Raw genomic sequence first — 20,850 nt, forward strand, 5'->3', positions numbered from 1 at the left:
CAGTCCGCCGACCCTCCGCCCCGCGCGGGACAGTAGGTCCTTCTGGCAGGGAACGGAGCCGTTCCGTTCCGATCGTGCCCGCGTCGTGATGCACACGATCGGGTGGCAGTTGCGGGCACGGCTCAACCCGGTCCGCTCCCCCGCCGATCCCGTGCGCATGGACACCGCGTACGACCCGACGACGGCCTACCGGTCGGTCACCTCCGTGCTGCCCCCGGAGCCCGACGTCACGAGCCTCCTGCCGGGCCCCGACTCGGTGCTCGCCCACCTGGCCGAGCGGCTCGCCGTGGTCGAGGAGATCCCCGACTGCCTGATCGTCCTCGGCCTGCACCGGCCGGACGTCGACGGGCCGGCCGCCGCCGGCTGCCTGGCCGCCGCCACCTCGATCGTGGCCAGCTCCGTGCGCGGGGACGACTGGCTGGGCCGGTCGGGCCCGAACGAGTTCGCCCTGGTCCTCAGCGGCGGCATCCACGGCGCGGTGACCGCGGCCGCGCGCGTGGTCGGCGCCATCAGCCGCCTCGGCGTCCCCGGTCTCGGCGTCTGCGCCGGCGTCACCCTCCTCGTGCCCGGCGTCCCCGCCCGCGAGGTGCTGCTCCGCGCCACCACCGCACTGGCGAACGCCACCGCCGCGGGCACCGGCGCCGTCTGCGTCAGCTGACCCGCCCACGGCGGGACCGCCGCCGCGCCCGCAGCAGGGCCCAGACGACGACGCCGAGCAGCACCAGCCCGGTCAGCCAGCCGACCAGCTCCGGCCCCGGGCCGCCCAGCGCGGACCACAGCGCGTGGCCGACGGCGTACCCGAGGACGACCACCAGCAGCGCCGGGACGAGGAGGACGAGGACACCCACGGTCCTCCTTCGCCGGGCGACGCCCTCCTGGACGCGGGCTCAGCGGGTGATGGTGGACGCGTGGCCGTTCTCGCGGGCCTCGATCCGCTCCCGCTGGGGAACGACGACGTACTTCGGGTCCCGGGTGCTGTCCAGGCCCGCCTCGAACACCCCGAACCGGGTCAGCAGCGATCCGGCCGCGAGCAGCGCCCCCGAGGCCACCGCGCCGAGCCGCCGGCGCCCGGCGACCACGGTCAGCGCCGCCCCCGCCGCGGTGCACGCCTTCGCCGCCCGCAGCAGGGCTCCCGGCCGACCCTGGTGGTAGGGCTCGCTGACGATCCCGTGGTCGCTCTCCACCCGCTGGGTCACGGCCAGCTCGATCACCGCACCGGCCACCGCCATCTTCCGGGCCGGGCCGGCCTCGGAGACGGGGCTCAGCGCCATCGCGATGCCGCCGCCGGCAGCCATCCCCGAGGCCCCGAAGAGGTAGGGCAGCTGGGTGTGCGCCGCGTGCCAGGACGGCACGGCGGTGTTGCCCAGCAGCACCCCGGTGTAGCTGGCCAGCGGCCCGCCGAACAGTGCCGCCACCACCCCACCGAAGCGCTTGAGCCGGGGGAACCAGCCCAGCAGCTCCACGGCCGCCGTCGCCCCGGCCGCCGCGCTGAACGGCGAGAGGATGTAGGTGCCGACCGACAGCGGGGACGTCGGCTTGAGCACCCGCAGCATGTGCAGGAACCGCTCCGGCCGGCCGAGGTCGTGGACCAGGAAGACCACCGAGGCGATCGCCCCGCCCCCGGAGACCAGCCGGGTCACCCGGGTCAGGTGCGGCCGGTCGGTGAGGTCGGCGATCGCACCGAGGATGGCCGACGACCCGGCCGCACCCCCGAGGAAGAGGTACAGCGGGACGTCGGGGCTCTTCCACACCGGCGTCTTGACGATCTGCCGGCCGTAGTACGAGGTGAACTCGGCCTCGTCGACCATCGGCACCTCGCCGCGCGAGCGCCCTCCGCCGCGCCGCCGGCGCCGCCCGCCGGGCCTCTCGGTGACGTCGGAGCCCCCGGCCCGCCGCCAGCCCGCCCCCGGTGTCGCGATCCCCTCGGTCACAGCTCCTCCTCGCCGGCGCTCGTCGGAACTGTGCCGCGCGGTGCTGTGCCCCCGCGTGACCTCGCGAGCTCGGTCACGTGGACCTCCGCGAGCCGAGGACGGCCGACAGCGCCACTCCGACGATCATCACGGCCGCCTTCCCCGCGGCCTTCCACATCGCCGGCAGGTCGCGGGTGGTGACGATCGGGTCCGGCGGCAGGCCGTAGACCTCCGGCTCGTCGAGCAGCAGGAAGAACGCGCCGTTGCCGCCGACGCCGTCGTTCTCGTCCCGGCCGTAGAGGCGGGCGGTCTCCACACCCTGCGCCTGGAGTGTGGCCAGCCGGGCGTCGGCGCGGGCCTGCAGCTCGTCGAGGTTGCCGAACTGGATCGACTGGGTCGGGCAGGCGCTCGCGCACGCCGGCTGCAGCCCGTCGGTCAGCCGGTCGTAGCAGAGGGTGCACTTGAACACCCGGCCGTCGTCCTTGCGCTGGTTGATGACGCCGTACGGGCAGGACGCGACGCAGTAGCCGCAGCCGTTGCAGATGTCGCCCTGGACGACGACGGTGCCGAACTCGGTGCGGAACAGCGCACCGGTCGGGCAGACGTCCAGGCACCCGGCGTGCGTGCAGTGCTTGCACACGTCCGAGCTCATCAGCCAGCGGATCTGCTTGTCCGCGCCGGTCTGGCCGGTCTGCGGGTCGTACTCGCTCAGCGCCTCGGCGTTGAGCACGCTGGTCTGCGCGGACAGCACCTCGTCGGCACCGAGACCCAGCGCGTCGGTGGGCGGCGCGGTCGCGTCCCCGGTGCCGCCGGGTGCGCCGACCGAGGACGGCGGCCCGACGCTCGGCATCGGCAGGTCGACCGCGCGGCTCTGCTCGATGAACGCCACGTGCCGCCAGCTGTTGGCGCCGAGCTGCCCGGTGTTGTCGTAGGACATCCCGGACAGGCCGATGACGTCCCGCGTGCCGTGCGAGTCGTCCATCGGCAGGAGGTTCCACTCCTTGCACGCCACCTCGCAGGCCTTGCAGCCGATGCAGACCGAGGTGTCGGTGAAGAAGCCCACCCGCGCCGGGTGGTCGGCCTCGTAGCCGGCCTCGGCCTGGACGTCGGGCAGCGGCCCGTACAGCCGGTTGTCCGGATCCCGGCCGGTGAAGGCGGGGCTCGCCGAGCTGATCGAGGTCACAGTTGCGATCCCTCTCCGGCCGACGCCTCGACCGGGTCGCGCCCGTTGACGCCCACCAGCCCCGAGGCCACCCCGGCCCGCCGCCGGTAGGACTCCACGAACTCCAGCAGCTCCGGCCCGCGGGGGCGGCGTCCGGGCCGGATGTCGGCGGTGCTGACCTTGTCCTCCTGGATGTGCGTGTTCGGGTCCAGCACGATGCCGAGCAGGTCGTTGGCGGAGTCTCCGGTGGAGATGCCGCTGTAGGACCAGTGGTACGGCATGCCGATCTGGTGCACGACCTGGCCGTCCCGCAGCCGGATCGGCCGCAGGCGCTCGGTGACCAGCACCTTGGCCTCGATCGCCGTCCGGGCGCTGACGAGCGTGGCGAACTCCCCGTTGCGCAGCCCCCGCAGCTCGGCCAGCTCCGGACTCACCTCGACGAAGAACTCCGGCTGCAGCTCGGACAGGTAGGGCAGGGTGCGGCTCATCCCACCGGCCGTGTGGTGCTCGGTCAGCCGGTACGTGGTGACCTGGAACGGGAAGACCTCGCTGCGCGAGGGGTTCTCCCGGTTCCACGGCCCCTCGATCCGCTCGATCGTCGGGTTGGCCTGCTGCTTGTACAGCGCGTTCTCGACGACGGACTCGGCCGCCTCGTAGTGCGTCGGCAGCGGCCCGTCGACCAGCCCCGCGGGCGCGTACAGCCACGCCTTGCCGTCGCCCTGCATGACGAACGGGTCGGTCCCGGCGAGCGCGTCCTGCGCCTTGGCGCCCTCCGGCGGCACGTAGGACGGCGGCTTCTGCGCCTCGAAGTCGGGGACGTCGTCCCCGACCCAGCGGCCGGCCTCCTCGTCCCACCAGACGTACTTCTTCCGCTCGCTCCACGGCTGGCCCGACGGGTCGGCCGAGGCGCGGTTGTAGAGCACCCGGCGGTTGTACGGCCAGGCCCAGCCCCACTCGGAGGCCACCGGGCCCTGCTCGCGGTGCGGCTTGCGCCGGGCCGCCTGGTTGACCTCGTCGGCGTAGACGCCGGAGTAGATCCAGCAGCCGCAGGACGTCGAGCCGTCGTCCGCGAGGTCCATGTAGCCGGAGACCGCGCGGCCGTCCGGTCCCACGCCGTTGATCTCCCGCAGCACCGCCGCCGCGCTCGGGTCCTGCGTCTCCCCCTCCAGCGGGTAGTCCCAGGTGAGGTCGAGCAGCGGGCGGTCCCGCGGATCGGTGGAGTCCGCCAGCCGCTCCCGCAGGATCCGGCCCAGGTGGAAGTAGAACCACAGGTCGCTGCGGGCGTCGCCCGGCGGCTCGACCGCCTTGTGCCGCCACTGGAGGACACGCTCGGTCTGGGTGAACGTCCCCTCCTTCTCCGCGTGCGTGGCCGCGGGCATGAAGAAGACCTCGGTCCCGATCGACTCCGGAGCGAGCTCCCCGGTCTCGATCTCCGGCGACTCGTTCCAGAAGGTCGCCGACTCGATGAGCTGCAGGTCGCGGACGACCAGCCAGTCGAGGTTGGCCAGGCCGAAGCGGTTCATCCGGCCGTTCGGGTGGCCGACCGAGGGGTTCTCCCCGACCAGGAAGTAACCGGAGACCTTCCCCTTGATCATGTCGGCGATGGTCCGGTAGGAGCTGTGGTCGCCGTCGATCTTGGGCAGGTGGTCGAAGCAGAAGTCGTTCTCCGGCTGCGCGGCGTCGCCAAACCAGGCCTTGAGCAGGCTGACCATGTAGGCGGGCTTGTTGCCCCAGAACCCGCCCTTGCCGGCCGCGTCGGCGACGTAGTCCTCCAGCGTCTGGTGCTGGAGCGCGTGCGGCATGGGCAGGTAGCCCGGCAGCAGGTTGAACAGCGTCGGGACGTCGGTCGACCCCTGGATGCTGGCGTGCCCGCGCAGCGCCATGATCCCGCCGCCGGGACGGCCGATGTTGCCCAGCAGCGTCTGCAGGATCGACGCGGTGCGGATGTACTGCGCGCCGACGCTGTGCTGCGTCCAGCCCACCGAGTAGACCCACGCCGTCGTCCGGTCACGCCCGCTGTTCTCGGTGATCCAGCGCGCCACCTGCAGGAACACCTGCGGCTCGATGCCGCAGACCTCGGCGACCATCTCCGGTGTGTAGCGGGCGAAGTGCCGCTTGAGCACCTGGAAGACCGAGCGCGGGTGCTGCAGCGTCTCGTCGCGCTTGGGCTTGCTCGCGATCGGCGGGCCGCCGCTGCCGGCGGCCTGCGCCTTGTCGGCCTTCTTGACGTCGGGGTGCTGCTCGGCCGCCTTCTGCTCGGCCGCCCCTGCCGGGTCGTCCGACCCCGAGTGCGGGGCCTCCTCCGGCTCGTACTGCCAGCTGGCCTCGTCGTAGGTGCGCGTCTCCGGGTCGAACCCGGAGAAGACCCCGTCCAGCTCCTCGGCGTCGACGAAGTCCTCGCTGACCAGCGCCGCGGCGTTGGTGTAGGCGACCACGTACTCCTCGAAGTACAGGTCGTTGTCCAGCACGTACCGGATCAGCCCGCCGAGGAACGCGATGTCGGTGCCGACCCGGATCGGCACGTGCAGGTCGGCGATCGCACTGGTCCGGGTGAACCGCGGGTCGATGTGCACGATCTTCGCGCCGCGCGCCTTGGCCTCCGACACCCACTGGAAGCCCACCGGGTGGCACTCGGCCATGTTCGAGCCCTCGATGACGATGCAGTCGGCGTTCGCCAGGTCCTCGAGGGTGTTCGTGGCACCGCCACGTCCGAACGAGGTCCCCAGACCGGGGACCGTCGCGGAGTGCTATATGCGGGCCTGGTTCTCGATCTGGATCGCGCCCAGGGCGCTGTAGAGCTTCTTCATGAGGTAGTTCTCCTCGTTGTCGAGGGTCGCCCCTCCGAGGCTCGCTACTCCCATGGTCCGGTTGACGCGCTTGCCGTTGTTCTCGACCTGCCAGCCCTTGCGGCGGGCCTCCAGGACGCGGTCGGCGATCATCTCCATCGCCGTGTCGAGGTCGAGGTCCTCCCACTCCGTCCCGAACGGACGGCGGTACCGGACGGTGGTGACCCGGGTCGGGCTGGTCACGAGCTGCTTGCTCGCGCTGCCCTTCGGGCACAGCCGGCCGCGGCTGATCGGCGAGTCCGGGTCGCCCTCGATCTGGACGACCTGCTCGTCCTTGACGTAGATCCGCTGTCCGCAGCCGACGGCGCAGTACGGGCAGACGCTCTGGACGACGCGGTCGGCGGTGGCGGTGCGGCTCACCACGTTCTCGGTCGCCTTGCTGCGCGCGGCCCTGCCGCGTCCGAGCGGGTCGGGGCCGGTCAGCTGCCGGAACACCGGCCACGTGTCGAGCCAGGTCTTCACCCGGGGAACTCTGCCACGTCCCCGCGCATCCGGCGCATCGAGGCCCGCGGTCCCGGGCCTGGTCAGCGGGCCTGCGCGCGGTCCGCTCCCCCTTCCGGGGAAGCCGCCGCGCCCCCGGCTCCAGAGCGGCCGGATCCGTTCCGATGGAGCGGGGGTGATCTCCGTCCCCGCCCCCTCGCGACCGGCCGCCCCCGGCGCGTCCCGGCTGCTGCGCCTGCCGCTGGTCGTCGCGGCCGCGCTGCTCTCGGCGGCGACGGCACTGCTGGGTGCACCCCCGGCAGTTCAGGACGCCGCCTGCGCCGGCCTGACCCTCATCGGAGCGGCCGTGCTGCTCGCCTCCGCCGGCCGGAGCGTGTCGCCGCGGGCCTGGCGCTGCTACGCGCTGGCCGTCGTCGTCGCGGGCGGGGGCGGCGAGCGCGACGAGCGTGAGGAGGTAGCCGGGGAGGACGCCCAGGACGGAGCCCGCCGGGACGCCCTGCGCACCGGCGCCTCGTGGACGGCGGGGCGGGTGCAGCTGGTCACGGCCGCCGCGCTGTTCGTCGTCGCCACGCTGCTCGCCGTGCACGTCCTCCTGCACCCGCTGCTCGCCGGACCCGCGGTGCCGTGGTCGCTGGCCGCCGCCGTCGTCGTCCTCCCGCCGGTCGTCGCGATCACCACGGCCGCCGCCCTGCTGTTCCACGGCACCGTCCCGCGTGGCCGCCAGCGGGTCGCCGCGGTCCTCCTCGGTGGGCAGGGGGTGATGGCGGCGGCGCTGGTGCTGGGCGTGCTCGCGTCGGGGCTGCCCTCCTCCGCGCTCGGGACCTGGGTCCGCCCCGCGATGGCCGTCACCGTCGTCCTGCTGTGCGTGGCCGGGCGGCTCGACGTCCCCCGGGACGCGCCCGGCGACCCGCGGCTGCAGGCCGTGGGCGCCACCGTCTCCCTGCTGCCGCACCTGGCCGCGCTCGTCGGCGGCACGCTGCTGCTCCTGCTGCTCTCCGACGCCCACCGCGCGGACCCGTTCGACGTCGTCCTGGGCGTGCTGGGTCTCTGCGCCCTGGTCGCCCACCAGGTCGTCACCTGGCGCGGCCAGCACCGGCTGACCGCGGCCCTGCTGCGCAGCGAGAACTACTTCCGCACCCTGGTGCGCAGCAGCGCCGACCCGGTGGTCATCCTCGACGGCCGGATGCGGGTGACCTTCGCGTCCCGCGCGCTGGCCGACCTCCTGGGCCGGGACCCGCAGGACGCCGTCGGCCGGAGCCTCGTCGACTGGCTGCACCCCGACGACGTCGAGGTGCTGACCGCGACCCCGTGCGACGGCTCCGCCGTGCGGACCGGACGGGTCCGTCACGCCGACGGCCGGTGGCGGCTGATCCAGGCGACCGTGCGGGACCTGCGGCAGGACCCGGACGTCGGTGCGTTCGTCCTCTACTGCCGGGCGATCACCTCGGCGCCGCCCGCCGCCGACGCGGGCCCCGCGCTGCTCGAGCTCGCCCTGGCCGACCCCGACACCGGGCTGCCGAACCGGGCCGCGCTCGTGCGGCGGCTGGCCGCGCTGCGCACCGAGGCCGGCGGTCGTCCGCGGTCGCTGGCCGTGGTCGGGATCGCGGGGCTCGTGCCGGGGCCGGCGCACGACGTCGCCGGCTGCCTCGCCCGCGGCCTGCGCGGCGAGGACTGGCTCGCCCGCACCAAGGACGGCGACTTCGCGGTCGTGGTCGCCGGCTCCGTGGCCGACGCCGAGGTGCTGGCCACCCGGCTCGTGACGGCCGTCGGCGCACTCCCCGGGGCGCGGCTGCACGCCTGGGCGGGCGTGACCGCCGTGCCGCCCGACGCCGACCCGTCCGAGGCGCTGCGCGCCGCGGACCTGGCCCTGCGCAGCGCCCGCACGGGTGGACCCGGCTGCGTGCGTCGCGCCGACGAGGCGCTGCGCCTCCAGCGCGACCGCCGCGACACCCTGCGCGCCGACCTGGCCGGCGCCCTCGGCCGGGGTGAGCTGCGGTTGGCGTTCCAGCCCGTGGTGGACGTCGTGCTGCACCGGACCGTCTCGGTCGAGGCGCTGCTGCGCTGGCGGCACCCGGTCTTCGGCGAGATCTCCCCCGCGGAGTTCGTGCCGCTGGCCGAGGAGTCGTCGCTGATCACCGAGCTGGGCCGCTGGGTGCTCGCCGAGGCGTGCACCACCGTCGCCGGGCTGCCCGACCCCGACCTCGCCGTGGCGGTCAACGTCTCCGCCCGGCAGGCCGCCGGCGGCTCGCTGGTGCGCGACGTCCTGGCCGCGCTCGCCTCCAGCGGCCTGCCGGCGTCCCGGCTGACCGTCGAGCTCACCGAGTCCGTGCTGGCCGACGAGGAGGTGGTCGAGGACCTCGCGACGCTGCGCCGGCTCGGTGTCCGGGTGGCCGTCGACGACTTCGGCACCGGCTGGTCGTCCCTGGCCTACCTCGTCGGCCTGCCCATCGACGTGCTCAAACTCGACCAGCAGTTCCTCGCCGGCATGCAGGACGACCCGCAGCGGCAGGCCCTGTGCCGATCGGTCCTGCACCTCGGCGGGAGCCTGGACCTCGCGGTCGTGGTGGAGGGCGTCGCCACCGAGCCGGAGCTGCGGCTGCTGCGGGACATGGGCCACCGCTTCCTGCAGGGCTACGCCCTCTCCCGGCCGCTGGAGGTCGCACGACTGGCCGCCGGGGACTGGCCCACCGGCCTGGCACCCGTGGCGGGCGCCCACCCTGTGGGGTGATCAGGGTGATCCCGGAGGGGTCAAACCGGTCCCGGAACGTCACCGGCGGGGTCGATACTGGCGCGGTGACTGCCCCGGTCCTGCACTTCCTCGGCCACTCGACGGTCCGCGTCGAGCTGGCCGGGCACACGGTGCTGACCGACCCCCTGCTCACCCCGCGGGTCGGGCCGCTGCGCCGCGTCGTCCCGCAGCCCGCACCCGAGACGTACGCCGGCGTGGACCTGGTCCTCGTCAGCCACCTGCACGGCGACCACCTGCACCTGCCGTCGCTGCGGCTGCTGGGGCCGGACGTGCGGATCGCCGTCCCCCGGGGCGCCGGGGCGTCGCTGCGCTCGCGCGGCTTCCGGCACGTCGTCGAGGTGCTGCCCGGGGAGTCCTTCCCGCACGGCGCGCTGCGGATCACGGCCACCCCCGCCGACCACACCGGCCACCGGTGGGGCCCGCGGTCGACCGCCGGGCCGGACACCCCGGCCGTCGGGCACCTGATCGAGGGCGCCGGCCAGACCGTGTACGTCAGCGGCGACACCGACCTGTTCGACGAGATGCACCTGATCGGGCAGCGGGGCGTCGACGTGGCCGTGCTGCCGGTGTGGGGATGGGGCCCCTCGCTGGGCCCGGGGCACCTGGACCCGCGGTCGGCCGCCGAGGCGGTCGAGCGGCTGCGTCCGCGGCTCGTCGTCCCGGTGCACTGGGGCACGCTCGCCGTCCGGGGGACGACGCTGCTGCCCGGGGTGCGGAGCCGGATGCGCCGCCTGCTGGTGGACCCGCCCCGCGACTTCGCCGCGGCGGTCGCTGCCCGCGGCCTGGACACCCACGTCGCGGTCACCGAGCCGGGCGCCCCGGTGGTGGCCCCCCGACCCGCGACGGAGCCGACATGAGCGCGCTGGCGGCGTGGACCGACGGCTCGGCGATCGGGTACCCGGTCCTGTTCGGCGGCGTCCTGCTGGGATCGGTCGTTCCGGTCGTCCCCACCGGGGCCGTGGTCGGCGCGGGAGCGGCGTTCGCCGTGACCGCGTCCGGGCTCAACCTCCCCGCCGTGCTCCTGGTGGCCACGCTGGCCGCCTGGGCCGGTGACGTGGTGACCTTCGCGATCTGCCGCTTCGGCGGGCCCGCGGCGGTGCGCTGGGTCGCCCGCGGCCAGCACGCGGACCGGATCGAGGAGGTCCGCGACCAGTTCCGCCGGCACGGCTGGCAGATCATCGTCGTCGGCCGGCTGCTGCCCGCCGGGCGGATCCCGGTGCTCCTGGCGGCCGGCGCGCTGGCCTATCCGTGGCGGCGGCTGCTGCCCGCCTCGCTGCTGGCCGCCTTGCTCTGGGCGGTGGCCTACGCGCTCCTCGGCGTGGTCAGCGGCGGCATCTTCGACTCCCCGCTGACCGCCGTCCTGCTGGCGACGGTGCTGGTGCTGGTCGTCGGCGCGGTGCTCAACCTGGTGAGCGCGCGCCGCAAGCACGCCCCGGTGCCGGAGGAGCCCGCCGAGGCGGACCCGGCCACCTGCCGTCGGGCATGAGCGGCGGTCCCTCGTCCGGACGGGTCCTGCAGCGCGGCCGGACGCCCGCCCGTGTGCTGCTCACCTGGGCGGCCAGCACCGCCGCGCTGGCCGCCCTCGACGCGTGGCTGGCCGACTTCACCATGGACTCCTGGTGGCAGCCGCCGGTCATCGCCCTGCTGCTCGGGCTGCTCACGGCGGTGGTGTGGCCGCTGGTCATGCGGGTCGCGCTGCCGCTTGCCTTCTTCACCCTCGGCCTGGGCAGCTTCCTGCTGCTGGGTGCGGCGGTCCTCGGGCTGTCCTTCCTCGTGCCCGGGGTGGTGATCGAGGACCTGCCCACCGCCGTCACCCTCGGCATCGCCATGGCGGCGGTGTCCGGCGTGGTCAGCAGCGCGCTGGCCATCGACGAGGACGAGCTGTTCTTCCGCCGCGCGCGCCGCCGGGCCCGGGCGGCGGCCGGCACGGAGCCGCGCCCGCCCGGCGTGCTGTTCCTGCAGATCGACGCGCTCTCCTTCGACACCGCGCGGCGGGCGGTGCGCGACGGCTCGATGCCCAACCTCGCCGCGTGGCTGCGGTCCGGCAGCCACTCCCTGACCTCGTGGCACACCGACTGGAGCTCGCAGACGGGCGCGGCGGTCTGCGGCATCCTGCACGGCTCCAACTGGGACGTGCCCGGGTTCCGCTGGTACGACAAGGAGCGCGACCGGATCGTCCGTGTCTCCTCCCCCGTCGACGCCGCCGAGATCGAGCGCGCGCACGCCGACGGTCGCGGGCTGCTCTCCGGCGGCGGTGCCAGCCGGGGCAACCTGTTCACCGGCGACGCCGCCCACGTCAGTCTCACGATGAGCTCGCTGGCGCACGTCGTCCCGGCGGCCAGCCGGCGGCCGCGCCAGGCCCGGGACCGGGTCGGCTCCGGCTACTACGCCTACTTCGCCAACCCGGTGAACGCGCTGCGCACGATCGCGGTCTCCGCCGTCGACATCCACCGGGAGCTGCTGGCGGCGGCCCGCGAGCGGCGCGACGACGTCCGGCCACGGGTGGCGCGCGGCGGCATCTACCCCCTGGCCCGCCCGGGGACGACGGTCATCGCGCGCGACGTCGTGGTCTTCGCCCTGCTCGAGGACATGATGGCGGGCCGGCCGGTGGCCTACGCCGACTTCCTCGGCTACGACGAGGCCGCCCACCACGGCGGCCTGGAACGGGCCGACAGCCTGGCGGTGCTGCGCAGCATCGACCAGCAGCTCGGCCGCCTGCACCGGGCGGCGCAGGTCGCCCCCCGCGAGTACCACCTGGTGTGCCTGTCCGACCACGGGCAGACCCAGGGGGAGGCGTTCGTGACCCGCTTCGGGGAGTCGGTCGAGCAGCTGGTCGGCCGGCTGTGCGGCGCGCCCGGCGAGCTGCCCGAGCGGCACCTCACCGGGCCGCGGGACAGCCGCCGGCTCGCCGAGACCTGGCAGGTCGGGGCGGCCCTGGCCGAGAGCGGCGGGCCGATCGCCCGCCGGCTGCGGGAGCGCGTGGAGCGCGCCGGGGAGGTGCCGCACCACCACGAGCTGACCGCCGATCGGACGGGTCCGGCGCCCCGGACGGCCCCGGGCGTCGTGGTCGCCGTCTCCGGCCACACCGCGATGGTGTCCTTCGCCGACATCCCCGGCCGGGTCTCGCTGGAGGAGATCGAGCGGCACTGGCCCCGGCTGCTCCCCGGCCTGGTCGACCACGACGGCGTCGGCTTCGTCCTGGTGCACTCCGAGGAGTTCGGCCCGGTGGTGCTCGGCCGCGACGGACTGCACCGGCTGGCGTCGGGAACGGTGATCGGCGAGGACCCGCTGCAGCCCTACGGCGAGCACGCAGCCGCGCTGGTCGCCCGGGCGTCGGCCTTCCCGCACTGCGCCGACGTCGCCATCAACAGCCGCTACGACCCCGACACCGACGAGGCCTCGCCGTTCGAGCCGCACGTGGGGTCGCACGGCGGGCTGGGCGGGCCGCAGCAGCACGCCTTCCTGCTGCACCCCCGGTCGTTCCGCCCGCCGGGGGAGGTCGTCGGCGCCGAGCAGCTGCACCGGGTACTCCGGGGCTGGCTCACCGACCTCGGCCACCCCGAGCCGACCGGGGAGGGCGCAGCCGTCGGCGCACTGAGCCCGACCGCCCTGAGCAGCGCGGACGTGGGGGTGTGACGCGCCGCGGCACGGGAGGTGACGAACGCGTGAACATGGTCGAGCCCCGTGGCGGTGGGCCGACCCCGTCGCGGAAGGTGGGGTGATGAGACCCGACGCGCGTGCCTGGTTCGAGCAGCGCACGACCTCGGCGGCCGTGCCGTCCGCGATCGACGTCGACGCCCTGCTGCGCGCCAAGCGGCGCGGCGGGCACCGGGTCAGCGTCGTCCTGCCCGCGCGCGACGAGGAGACGACGGTCGGCGGGCTGGTCGCCGACCTGGCCGAGCACTGGGTCCGCCGGGTGCCCCTGGTCGACGAGCTGCTCGTCGTGGACTCCGACTCCACCGACGGCACGGCGCGGGTCGCCCGGGCCGCGGGGGCCGACGTCGTGGCGGCCGCCGACGTCCTGCACGCCCACGGCAGCCGCCCCGGCAAGGGCGAGGCGCTGTGGAAGTCGCTGGCCGCGACCACCGGCGACCTCGTCGTCTTCCTCGACGCCGACCTGCTCGGCGACGTGACCCACTACGTCCCCGGGCTGCTCGGCCCGCTGCTGGCCGATCCGCAGGTGGACTACGTGAAGGGCTGCTACACCCGTCCCCTGGAGATGGCCGGCGCGACGGTGCCCGCGGGCGGGGGACGGGTGACCGAGCTGACCGCCCGACCGCTGCTGAACGCGTTGTGGCCGGAGCTCGCCGGGTTCGTGCAGCCGCTCGGCGGGGAGTACGCCGGCCGCCGGTCGGTGCTCGAGCAGGTCCCGTTCGTCTCGGGCTACGGCGTGGAGGTGGGCCTGCTGGTCGACCTGCTGCGGCTCACCGGCCTGGGCGGGCTGGCCCAGGTCGACCTCGGGGTGCGGCGGCACACGTCGCAGAGCCAGGAGGCGCTGGGCCGGATGGCCGGCCAGGTGGTGTCGACGGTGCTGGCCCGAGCGGCGTCCCTCGGGACGGAGGCCGGCGGGCTGCTCACCCAGTTCTCCCACGACGGGACCGGCTTCGTGCCCTCCAGCACCCCGGTGGCCGTCGACGAGCGACCGCCCATGATCAGCGTGCCGGAGTACCGGGCGCTGCTCGACGTCGTCGGCTGACCGTCACCGGGTCGCCCCCGGCCGGCAGCACGGCCGGTCACGGCCGGCCGATCCCGCGCCGGGGCCGTGCCAGGAGCCCCGCGACCCGGCATCCTGGCGCGACGGGGGCCCGTGTCGACGACGAGGTCGGCGCCCGACCTGGGGGGATGCGTGCACCCTGACGTCCGTCGCTGGCTGCGCCAGCGCACCTTCACCGCCGACGCGTGGCACCCGGCACAGCTGCTCGCCGCCAAACAGGCGCGAGAGAACACCGTCACCCTCGTGCTCCCCGCGCTGGACGAGGAACGCACGGTCGGCCCGATCGTCCGCGCGATCCGGGAGAGCCTCGTGGAGCAGTGCCCGCTGGTCGACGAGCTGGTGGTGATCGACAGTGGATCCACCGACCGGACGGCGCAGCGGGCGGCCGACGCCGGCGCCCGCGTCGTCCACGTCGACACGGTCCTGACCGGGCACGGCTCCCGGCCGGGCAAGGGCGAGGCGCTGTGGAAGTCCCTGCACGCCACGACCGGTGACCTGGTCGTCTTCATCGACGCGGACCTGATCGGCTTCGACCCCCGGTTCGTGGTCGGCCTCCTCGGCCCGCTCCTCACCGACCCGACGATCGGCTACGTCAAGGCTCTCTACGACCGGCCGCTGACCACCACCGACGGGATCGTGCCCTCCGGCGGAGGACGGGTGACCGAGCTGGTCGCCCGACCGCTGCTCAACGCCTTCTGGCCCCACCTGGCCGGCGTCGTCCAACCCCTCTCCGGCGAGTACGCCGGGCGCCGGACCGTGCTCGAGCAGGTGCCGTTCGTCTCGGGCTACGGGGTGGAACTGGGCCTGCTGGTCGACATCGTGGACCTCGCCGGCCTCGACGCGATCGCCCAGGTCGACCTCGGCACCCGTCGGCACACCCACCAGGCCGACGCCGCCCTGGGTCGCATGGCCGGTCAGATCCTGCAGACCGCGCTGGCCCGGCGGCCGGGGCCGGGCCCCGCCGGGTCCTCGTTGCTGCAGTTCCTGCGCACCGCCGACGGGCTGGAGACCGTCGTCTGGGACGTCGGGGTCAGTGAGCGCCCGCCGATGAGCGCCGTCCGCGGTGCTGAGGGATCCGGGAGGTCGTGGTCGTGAGGATCCTCATGGACGCCGGTCCCTGGCTGCCGGTGCCGCCGCCGGGCTACGGAGGCCTCGAGAACGTCGTCGCGACGCTGACCGCGGAGCTGCGGGCCCGTGGGCACCGCGTCGTCCTGGCCTCCGTGGGGGAGTCGACCCTGCCGGTCGACGGACTGGTCAGCGCCTTCCCGACCGGGCGCTTCGAGCTGCTCGGCGGCCCCTATCCGCAGGTGGTGGGCACCGCCCACGCGCACGAGCAGGTGGTGCTGGCGACGATCGCCGAGCACGCCCTGGCCGGCGAGCCGTTCGACCTCGTGCACACGCACGTGGAGGTGGTCGGCCCGGCCGTGCTGGGCAGCCTGGGGGACGCCGGGCCGCCCGCACTCGCCACGCTGCACTGGGACCTGCACCGCAACGCCGAGTTCTGGGCGACGTTCGACGGCCGCGGCCGCGTGTTCTTCGCCGGGGTGTCCGAGACGCAGATCGCGCGGGCACCGCAGCGGCTGCGGGACCAGGTCCTCGGCGCCGTGCCGCTGGCGGTGCCCGTGGACGGCGGGCCACCGGTCGCTCGGGAGGAGCGCGCGGAGTCGGTGCTGCTGCTGTCGCGGCTGTGCGAGTCCAAGGGGGTGGACACCGCGCTGCGCGCCTGCCGGGCAGCCGGCGTGCGGCTCGTGCTGGCCGGGCCGGTCGGCGGCCTGCCGGACCGGGACGCGCTGTCCGCCGCGCTCGCCGTCCCGGGTCACCCGGCCCGGTCGCACCCCGACGTGGCCTGGTTCCTGGAGCACGTCGACCCGCACCTGGACGGGGTCCACGCGCGCTGGGTGGGCAGTGTGGGCGGCGCCGCCAAGGCGGACCTGCTGCAGCGGTCGCGGGCGGTGCTCTTCCCCATCCGCTGGGAGGAGCCGGGGGGCACGGCGGTGTGCGAGGCCCTGGCGGCCGGCACGCCCGTGGTGGCGATGGCGCGCGGGTGCCTGCCCTCCCTGGTCGAGTCCGGGCGGACCGGCTTCCTCGCCGAGGACGAGGAGGGCTTCACCGCTGCCCTCGCGCGGATCGGCGACATCGACCCCGAGGTCTGCGCCGCCGAGGCGCGGCGCCGCTTCGCCCCCGCCGTGATGGCCGACGGCTACGAGCGGCTGTACGCGGCGGTCCTGGAGCAGGCGCGCAGCACGCTGCCCCTGCCGCGCCGCCGGGGCCAGGACGCCATGGCGCGCTGAGTCACCCGCCGGGCCGGACGGCGGCGCCGGTGCGGGCGGACTCGGCGATCGCCACGGCCACCCGGTGGGTGCGGAGGGCCTCGGCGTAGTCGACGAGCGGCTCCGCCCCGGTCCGGCCGGCCAGCAGGTCGACGAAGGCACGGTCGACGGCGGTGCGGGCGTCGACCGCCGGCTCCGAGCGCTCGGCGCCGGCAGCCGTGGTGACGGTGAGCGCGGTCTCGGTGAGCTCCACCGCCGCTCCGTCGCAGACCACGTCGACGCCGGCACGCACCTTGGCCGGCAGGGAACAGGCGGCACCCACCGTGCCGACCGCCCCGGAGTCGAAGGTCAGCAGCGCGGCGGTCGCGTCGTCGACGTCCCGGCCGGGATCGCCCGAGGGGGCCGCGACGGCGCGGACCTCCACGACCTCGCCGGCCAGCACCCGGGCGAGGTCGAGGACGTGGGTCAGCTGCTCGACCACCTGCCCGCCGGAGGCGTCCCGCCGGACCCACCAGGCCGGAGGCGGCACCTTGTCCAGCCAGGTGGCGGTGACCAGCCGCGGACGGTGGGCAGCGCAGACGGCCCGGGCGGCGGCCACGGTGTCCAGGTGGCGCCAGTGGTAGCCCGTGGCGGTGGGCAATCCGGCGCCCGCGACGGCCAGGGCGATCTCCTCGGCCACACCCACCCCCGTCGCGAGGGGTTTCTCGACGAGGAAGGGGACCCCGGCGCGGACCGCGGCCAGCTCCAGCTCCCCGTGCGCGAACGGCGGCACGCACAGCCAGACGCCGTCGAGCGACCGGTCGAGCAACCGGGGCACGTCGGCGACGGCGTCCACCCCCAGCTCCGCGGCGAGCGCCTCCGCCGCCGCGGGGACGGCGTCGGTCACTCCCACGACCTCGACGTCGGCGAACCCCGCCAGCGTCCGGGCGTGCCTGGCGCCGACGCCTCCCGCCCCGACCAGCCCCACCCGCACGCCCACGGACGCCTCCTGCCCGGTCCGTCCCCGCCCGAACCCGGCGACCGGCGCACGAGCCGGTGCGACGTGCGGCACCATCGGGCGGTGGCCGCCTCCCCCCGCACGTCCCCCACCACCGCTCCCGCCGCGGACACGACCGTCCGGTGCCCGGGCTGCGGGTCGGTGCTCGCCCCGCTGGCCGGGGACGGCCCGGTGCCGGCCGGGGCCTCGGCGGCGTGCGCCCGCCTGTACGAGGAGACGGTGCGGGGGCTGCGCGAGGACGCTGCGGGTGACCCGCGCGCCGCCGCGCTGGTCGCGCTGGCCGACGGCGCCTACGCCGCCCAGCACCCCGCTGGAACGGCGCCCGAGCAGCCGAGCGACGCCCTCGACGCGCTCGCCGCCCGCCTCGGCGAGCCGGCCGGCGGCGACCGGTGGCGGGTGACCTCGCCCACGATCTGGCGGACGACGATCGCCGACGTGGCCGCAGACCTCGACGTCATCGACCTGTCCGTGCTGGTCGAGGCGTGGGCGCGGGCCGTCCTGGCGGACTGGTCGCCCGACGGCTCGTGAGCCGGCCTAATCAGTTCGCCTACGGAGTGCAGTTAGGCTCAGCACCGTGGGTGACCTCAGTGATCGTCGTGCACGGAAGAAGGCGCAGACCCGGGCCCTGATCCGCCAGACCGCGCAGGAGCTCTTCGCCGAGCGCGGGTTCGAGGCGGTCACCATCGCCGACATCGCCGAGGCGGCCGACGTCGCCGTGCAGACGGTCTTCAACCACTTCCCCACCAAGGAGGACCTCTACTTCGACGGTCGCACCCCGTGGGTGGAGGGCGCCGCCGAGGCGGTGCGCTCCCGCCCGGCGACGGAGCCGCCGCTGGTGGCGCTGCGCGAGTACCTCGTCAGCCTCCTGGCCGACCTGGCCGGGCGGTACGAGTGCGACGCACGGCGCCGCTACATCGCGACGATCGAGGCCTCCCCCGCGCTGCGGCTGCGGGAGCTCGAACTGGTCCACGAGGCCGAGCGCCGGATCGGCTCGGCCCTGGCCGACGCCTGGCGGGACGCCGACGGCGCCCCGGCCGACCCGGCCACCGCGGCCGCGCTGACGGCGGCCACCTGGATGGCCGTCGCGCGGGTCCTGCTCGTCGGCCAGCGTCCGGTCCTCGAGGACCGGGACGGCGCCGCGCGGTCCGCCGCGACGATGGTGCCGCTGGCCGACCGGCTGCTGCGGGACCTGGAGGCCGGCTTCGCCTCCCTGCAGGGCGCGGCCTCTGTGACCGGCTGGCCGGGGGACGTCCGCCGCGCCGGCTGACCGGCCGGGCCGCGGCTCGCACCGCCACGCCGGACGACCGCGCTCAGACCGCGGCGCCCTCGGGGGCCGGCTGCAGGATGGGCAGCAGCACGTCGTCCACCACCCGCCGCAGCTGCTCGGTGGACATCACCCCGCTCGCCGAGGTGAAGCGCTGCCACCAGAACGCCTCGAGCACCGAGCCGAGCAGGGCCAGCCGGAGCTGCGGGACCTCCTCGCCGCGCTCGGCCGCGCGGGCACCGATCGTGGCCACGGCCTCGGCCAGCGGGCGGACCAGCGCGTCGTCCAGACCGGCCCGCAGGTCCTCGTCGTGCCGGGCGGCGCCGACCAGGCTCGCCGTGGCGCGCTCCTCCCGGTCCAGCGGGCGCCGCCAGCGGTCGACCAGCGCGCAGACGTCGTCACGCAGGAAGCCGGTGTCGGGTGGGACGTGCACCAGCGAGAACCGGCCGACGGCCTGGCGGGCCATCGCCGCCATCGTCGGCCAGCGGCGGTAGATCCCCGCCTTGCCGGCGCGCGCGCGGGCCGCGACGCGGTCGCTGTTGAGCTTGCCCCAGCCCTCCTCGGCGAGGATGTCGACGGCGACGGAGAGCAGCTGGTCGGAGAGTTCGGCGCTCAGCGGGCGCCCGGGCGTCCCGGTCACGAGATCACCCGGTCACAGTCGGACTTCACCGCGACATCGTGGACTCCGGTTGGAGTGACCACAATGACCCGGGCGGGAACTCACGAGGATTTTCTTGACATCCTCAAGTCAGCGCGACGGGCGGCGACAGACGGTGTTCGGGACCTCAGGCCCCGGCCGCGCTCTCGACGTGGACCTGCACAGTCGCCCCGTCGTCGGCCAGCCAGCCCTCGTTCCCGGCGTACCGCAGCATGCCGTCCCACTGCTGCGCCCAGTCCGCGGCACCGGCCTGCGGCTCGGCCGCGGCACGCAGCGCCGCGACGTCGAGGACGCCGGTCTCGGCGTCCGCCATGCGGCCGAGCCCCGCGTCGCGGAGCACCTGGTCGGCCTCCTCGTCGGTCACCGCCCCCAGCGCCAGGTGCAGCCCCGTCAGGTCGTCGACGTCGACGACCCGCACCTCGGGCCGCTCCTCGGCGCCACCCACCACCTCGACGATCATGTGGTCCCCTCCCTCGTCGGTCTCAGGCTATGGCCCCGTCCAGGGCACCGCCCCGAGCCTGCGCGGGGTGGGGAGGACGGGGCCCTTCATCACACGTGCCAGGGGAACCGGGAGAAGTCCGGATCGCGCTTCTCCAGGAAGGCGTCCCGGCCCTCGACGGCCTCCTCGGCCATGTAGGCCAGCCGCGTCGTCTCGCCGGCGAACAGCTGCTGCCCCACCAGGCCGTCGTCGATCAGGTTGAACGAGTACTTGAGCATGCGCTGCGCGGTCGGGCTCTTGGCCACGATCCGGCGCGCCCAGTCCAGCGCGGTCGCCTCCAGCTCGGCGTGCGGGACCACCCGGTTCACCATGCCCATGCGGTGCGCGTCCTCGGCGGAGTACTCGTCGCCGAGGAAGAAGATCTCCCGGGCGAACTTCTGCCCCACCTGACGGGCGAGGTAGGCCGAGCCGAAACCGCCGTCGAAGCTGCCGACGTCGGCGTCGGTCTGCTTGAAGCGGGCGTGCTCGGCACTGGCCAGGGTGAGGTCGGAGACGACGTGCAGGCTGTGCCCGCCGCCGGCCGCCCACCCGGGGACGACGCACAGGACCACCTTGGGCATGAACCGGATCAGCCGCTGCGCCTCCAGGATGTGCAGCCGGCCGCTGCTGCGGCCCTTGTCGTGCTCGTAGCCGTACCGCCCGCGCACCCGCTGGTCGCCGCCGGAGCAGAAGGCCCAGCCGCCGTCCCGGGGGCTGGGGCCGTTGCCGGTGAGGATCACGCACCCGACGTCGGTGGACAGCCGCGCGTGCTCCAGCACCTCGATCAGCTCGTCGACCGTCTGCGGACGGAAGGCGTTGCGCACCTCGGGCCGGTCGAAGGCGATGCGGACGACGCCGGCGTCCACCGCGCGGTGGTAGGTCAGGTCGGCGAGGTCGAAGCCCTCGACCGGCCGCCACGCCGCGCTGTCGAAGATCTCGGAGACGTCATCGCGCGCGGTCATGTCGCCGAACCTAGTGCGCCCCCCGGAGCCCCACTCAGGGGACGAGGCCGCCCACCAGGTCGCCCAGACCGTCGGTCACGTCCTCGACGACGCCGCACCCGCAGCCACCGCTGCCGCCGCCCGGCCCGGGAGCCGGGGCCGGGGCGGGGGCCGGAGCGGGTGCGGGTTCCGGCGGAGGAGCCGGGCTGGGCCACGGAGCGGGCTGCGGGGCGGGCGGTGGCGGTGCCGGTGCGGGTGCCGGGGGTGGGCCGGGAGGCCGCGGGTGCTCGGACGGCGCCGTCCGCGGCGGGGTCGGGCGCGCGGGCTGCGGTGCGTGCGCCGTCCCGGCAGGCGGGGCGGGGGCTGCCGCGGGCGGCGGGGGGGCCCCGGGCGCCGGGGCCGGGGCGGCGGGAGGCGGGT

Annotated in this window: 17 protein-coding genes and 1 pseudogene; 10 read left to right on the plus strand and 8 right to left on the minus strand. The window is 75.3% G+C overall.

Annotated features, from left to right (window positions below; translation table 11 throughout):
• Positions 1-85: 85 nt before the first annotated feature.
• Positions 86-658, plus strand: coding sequence for a hypothetical protein (locus PGN05_RS21230; protein WP_419754565.1), 573 nt, complete (start codon positions 86-88; stop codon positions 656-658).
• Here the strand turns inward: PGN05_RS21230 and PGN05_RS21235 are convergent.
• The 4 genes and pseudogenes from PGN05_RS21235 to fdh form a co-directional block, all read right to left on the minus strand.
• A complete protein-coding gene (locus PGN05_RS21235) occupies positions 651-848 on the minus strand; it encodes a hypothetical protein (protein WP_419754566.1) in 198 nt (65 codons plus the stop codon). The genes PGN05_RS21230 and PGN05_RS21235 overlap by 8 nt on opposite strands.
• A gap of 39 nt (positions 849-887) precedes the next feature.
• Positions 888-1,931 (minus strand): NrfD/PsrC family molybdoenzyme membrane anchor subunit, encoded by a 1,044-nt coding sequence (gene nrfD, locus PGN05_RS21240; protein WP_419754567.1) that lies wholly within the window; start codon positions 1,929-1,931, stop codon positions 888-890.
• Between the two features lie 73 nt (positions 1,932-2,004).
• A complete protein-coding gene (locus tag PGN05_RS21245) occupies positions 2,005-3,093 on the minus strand; it encodes a 4Fe-4S dicluster domain-containing protein (protein ID WP_419754568.1) in 1,089 nt (362 codons plus the stop codon).
• Positions 3,090-6,380: pseudogene (gene fdh / locus PGN05_RS21250) on the minus strand (formate dehydrogenase). The gene PGN05_RS21245 and the pseudogene fdh overlap by 4 nt, the downstream one beginning before the upstream one ends.
• A gap of 154 nt (positions 6,381-6,534) precedes the next feature.
• Between fdh and PGN05_RS21255 the strand changes: the two are divergent.
• From PGN05_RS21255 to PGN05_RS21285, 7 genes are all read left to right on the plus strand, one after another.
• Positions 6,535-9,087, plus strand: a complete 2,553-nt coding sequence (locus PGN05_RS21255) for a putative bifunctional diguanylate cyclase/phosphodiesterase (protein ID WP_419754569.1) — start codon at positions 6,535-6,537, stop codon at positions 9,085-9,087.
• A 65-nt stretch (positions 9,088-9,152) separates the two neighbouring features.
• The gene (locus PGN05_RS21260) at positions 9,153-9,965 is read left to right on the plus strand and encodes an MBL fold metallo-hydrolase (protein WP_419754570.1); all 813 of its coding nucleotides are present in this window, start codon (positions 9,153-9,155) and stop codon (positions 9,963-9,965) included.
• Positions 9,962-10,594 carry a DedA family protein gene (locus PGN05_RS21265; RefSeq protein ID WP_419754571.1) on the plus strand — a complete coding sequence of 211 codons (633 nt, stop codon included), beginning with the start codon at positions 9,962-9,964 and terminating at the stop codon, positions 10,592-10,594. The genes PGN05_RS21260 and PGN05_RS21265 overlap by 4 nt, the downstream gene beginning before the upstream one ends.
• Positions 10,591-12,744: a phage holin family protein gene (locus PGN05_RS21270; RefSeq protein WP_419754572.1), complete on the plus strand. Its 2,154-nt coding sequence runs from the start codon at positions 10,591-10,593 to the stop codon at positions 12,742-12,744. Before PGN05_RS21265 ends, PGN05_RS21270 begins: the two co-directional genes overlap by 4 nt.
• 85 nt (positions 12,745-12,829) lie before the next feature.
• Positions 12,830-13,804, plus strand: coding sequence for a glucosyl-3-phosphoglycerate synthase (locus tag PGN05_RS21275; RefSeq protein WP_419754573.1), 975 nt, complete (start codon positions 12,830-12,832; stop codon positions 13,802-13,804).
• Between the two features lie 150 nt (positions 13,805-13,954).
• A complete protein-coding gene (locus tag PGN05_RS21280; RefSeq protein ID WP_419754574.1) occupies positions 13,955-14,917 on the plus strand; it encodes a glucosyl-3-phosphoglycerate synthase in 963 nt (320 codons plus the stop codon).
• 8 nt (positions 14,918-14,925) lie between these two features.
• Positions 14,926-16,113 carry a glycosyltransferase gene (locus PGN05_RS21285; RefSeq protein WP_419754575.1) on the plus strand — a complete coding sequence of 396 codons (1,188 nt, stop codon included), beginning with the start codon at positions 14,926-14,928 and terminating at the stop codon, positions 16,111-16,113.
• Between the two features lies 1 nt (position 16,114).
• Here the strand turns inward: PGN05_RS21285 and PGN05_RS21290 are convergent, their stop codons facing one another.
• Positions 16,115-17,071 carry a Gfo/Idh/MocA family protein gene (locus PGN05_RS21290; RefSeq protein ID WP_419754576.1) on the minus strand — a complete coding sequence of 319 codons (957 nt, stop codon included), beginning with the start codon at positions 17,069-17,071 and terminating at the stop codon, positions 16,115-16,117.
• A gap of 81 nt (positions 17,072-17,152) precedes the next feature.
• Here PGN05_RS21290 and PGN05_RS21295 point away from each other — a divergent pair, with 81 nt between their 5' ends.
• Both PGN05_RS21295 and PGN05_RS21300 read left to right on the plus strand, forming a co-directional pair.
• Complete coding sequence (locus PGN05_RS21295) at positions 17,153-17,617, plus strand: DUF5946 family protein (protein ID WP_419754577.1); 465 nt, start codon at positions 17,153-17,155, stop codon at positions 17,615-17,617.
• A gap of 46 nt (positions 17,618-17,663) precedes the next feature.
• The gene (locus PGN05_RS21300; RefSeq protein WP_419754578.1) at positions 17,664-18,356 is read left to right on the plus strand and encodes a TetR/AcrR family transcriptional regulator; all 693 of its coding nucleotides are present in this window, start codon (positions 17,664-17,666) and stop codon (positions 18,354-18,356) included.
• A gap of 43 nt (positions 18,357-18,399) precedes the next feature.
• Here the strand turns inward: PGN05_RS21300 and PGN05_RS21305 are convergent, their stop codons facing one another.
• The 3 genes from PGN05_RS21305 to PGN05_RS21315 all read right to left on the minus strand — a co-directional run bounded on the left by PGN05_RS21305 (position 18,400) and on the right by PGN05_RS21315 (position 20,451).
• The gene (locus PGN05_RS21305; protein WP_419754579.1) at positions 18,400-18,993 is read right to left on the minus strand and encodes a TetR-like C-terminal domain-containing protein; all 594 of its coding nucleotides are present in this window, start codon (positions 18,991-18,993) and stop codon (positions 18,400-18,402) included.
• Positions 18,994-19,138: 145 nt separating this feature from the next.
• Complete coding sequence (locus PGN05_RS21310) at positions 19,139-19,471, minus strand: hypothetical protein (protein ID WP_419754580.1); 333 nt, start codon at positions 19,469-19,471, stop codon at positions 19,139-19,141.
• A gap of 89 nt (positions 19,472-19,560) precedes the next feature.
• Complete coding sequence (locus tag PGN05_RS21315; protein WP_419754581.1) at positions 19,561-20,451, minus strand: 1,4-dihydroxy-2-naphthoyl-CoA synthase; 891 nt, start codon at positions 20,449-20,451, stop codon at positions 19,561-19,563.
• Positions 20,452-20,850 lie beyond the last annotated feature (399 nt).

This window comes from Geodermatophilus sp. CPCC 206100 (assembly GCF_048569675.1).
Lineage (GTDB): Bacteria > Actinomycetota > Actinomycetes > Mycobacteriales > Geodermatophilaceae > Geodermatophilus.

Coding starts and splice junctions, on each gene's coding strand:
- PGN05_RS21310 (WP_419754580.1), bottom strand. CDS start 19,471: ATGATCGTCGAGGTGGTGGGTGGCGCCGAGGAGCGGCCCGAGGTGCGG.
- PGN05_RS21285 (WP_419754575.1), top strand. CDS start 14,926: ATGGACGCCGGTCCCTGGCTGCCGGTGCCGCCGCCGGGCTACGGAGGC.
- PGN05_RS21270 (WP_419754572.1), top strand. CDS start 10,591: ATGAGCGGCGGTCCCTCGTCCGGACGGGTCCTGCAGCGCGGCCGGACG.
- PGN05_RS21275 (WP_419754573.1), top strand. CDS start 12,830: ATGAGACCCGACGCGCGTGCCTGGTTCGAGCAGCGCACGACCTCGGCG.
- PGN05_RS21315 (WP_419754581.1), bottom strand. CDS start 20,451: ATGACCGCGCGCGATGACGTCTCCGAGATCTTCGACAGCGCGGCGTGG.
- PGN05_RS21265 (WP_419754571.1), top strand. CDS start 9,962: ATGAGCGCGCTGGCGGCGTGGACCGACGGCTCGGCGATCGGGTACCCG.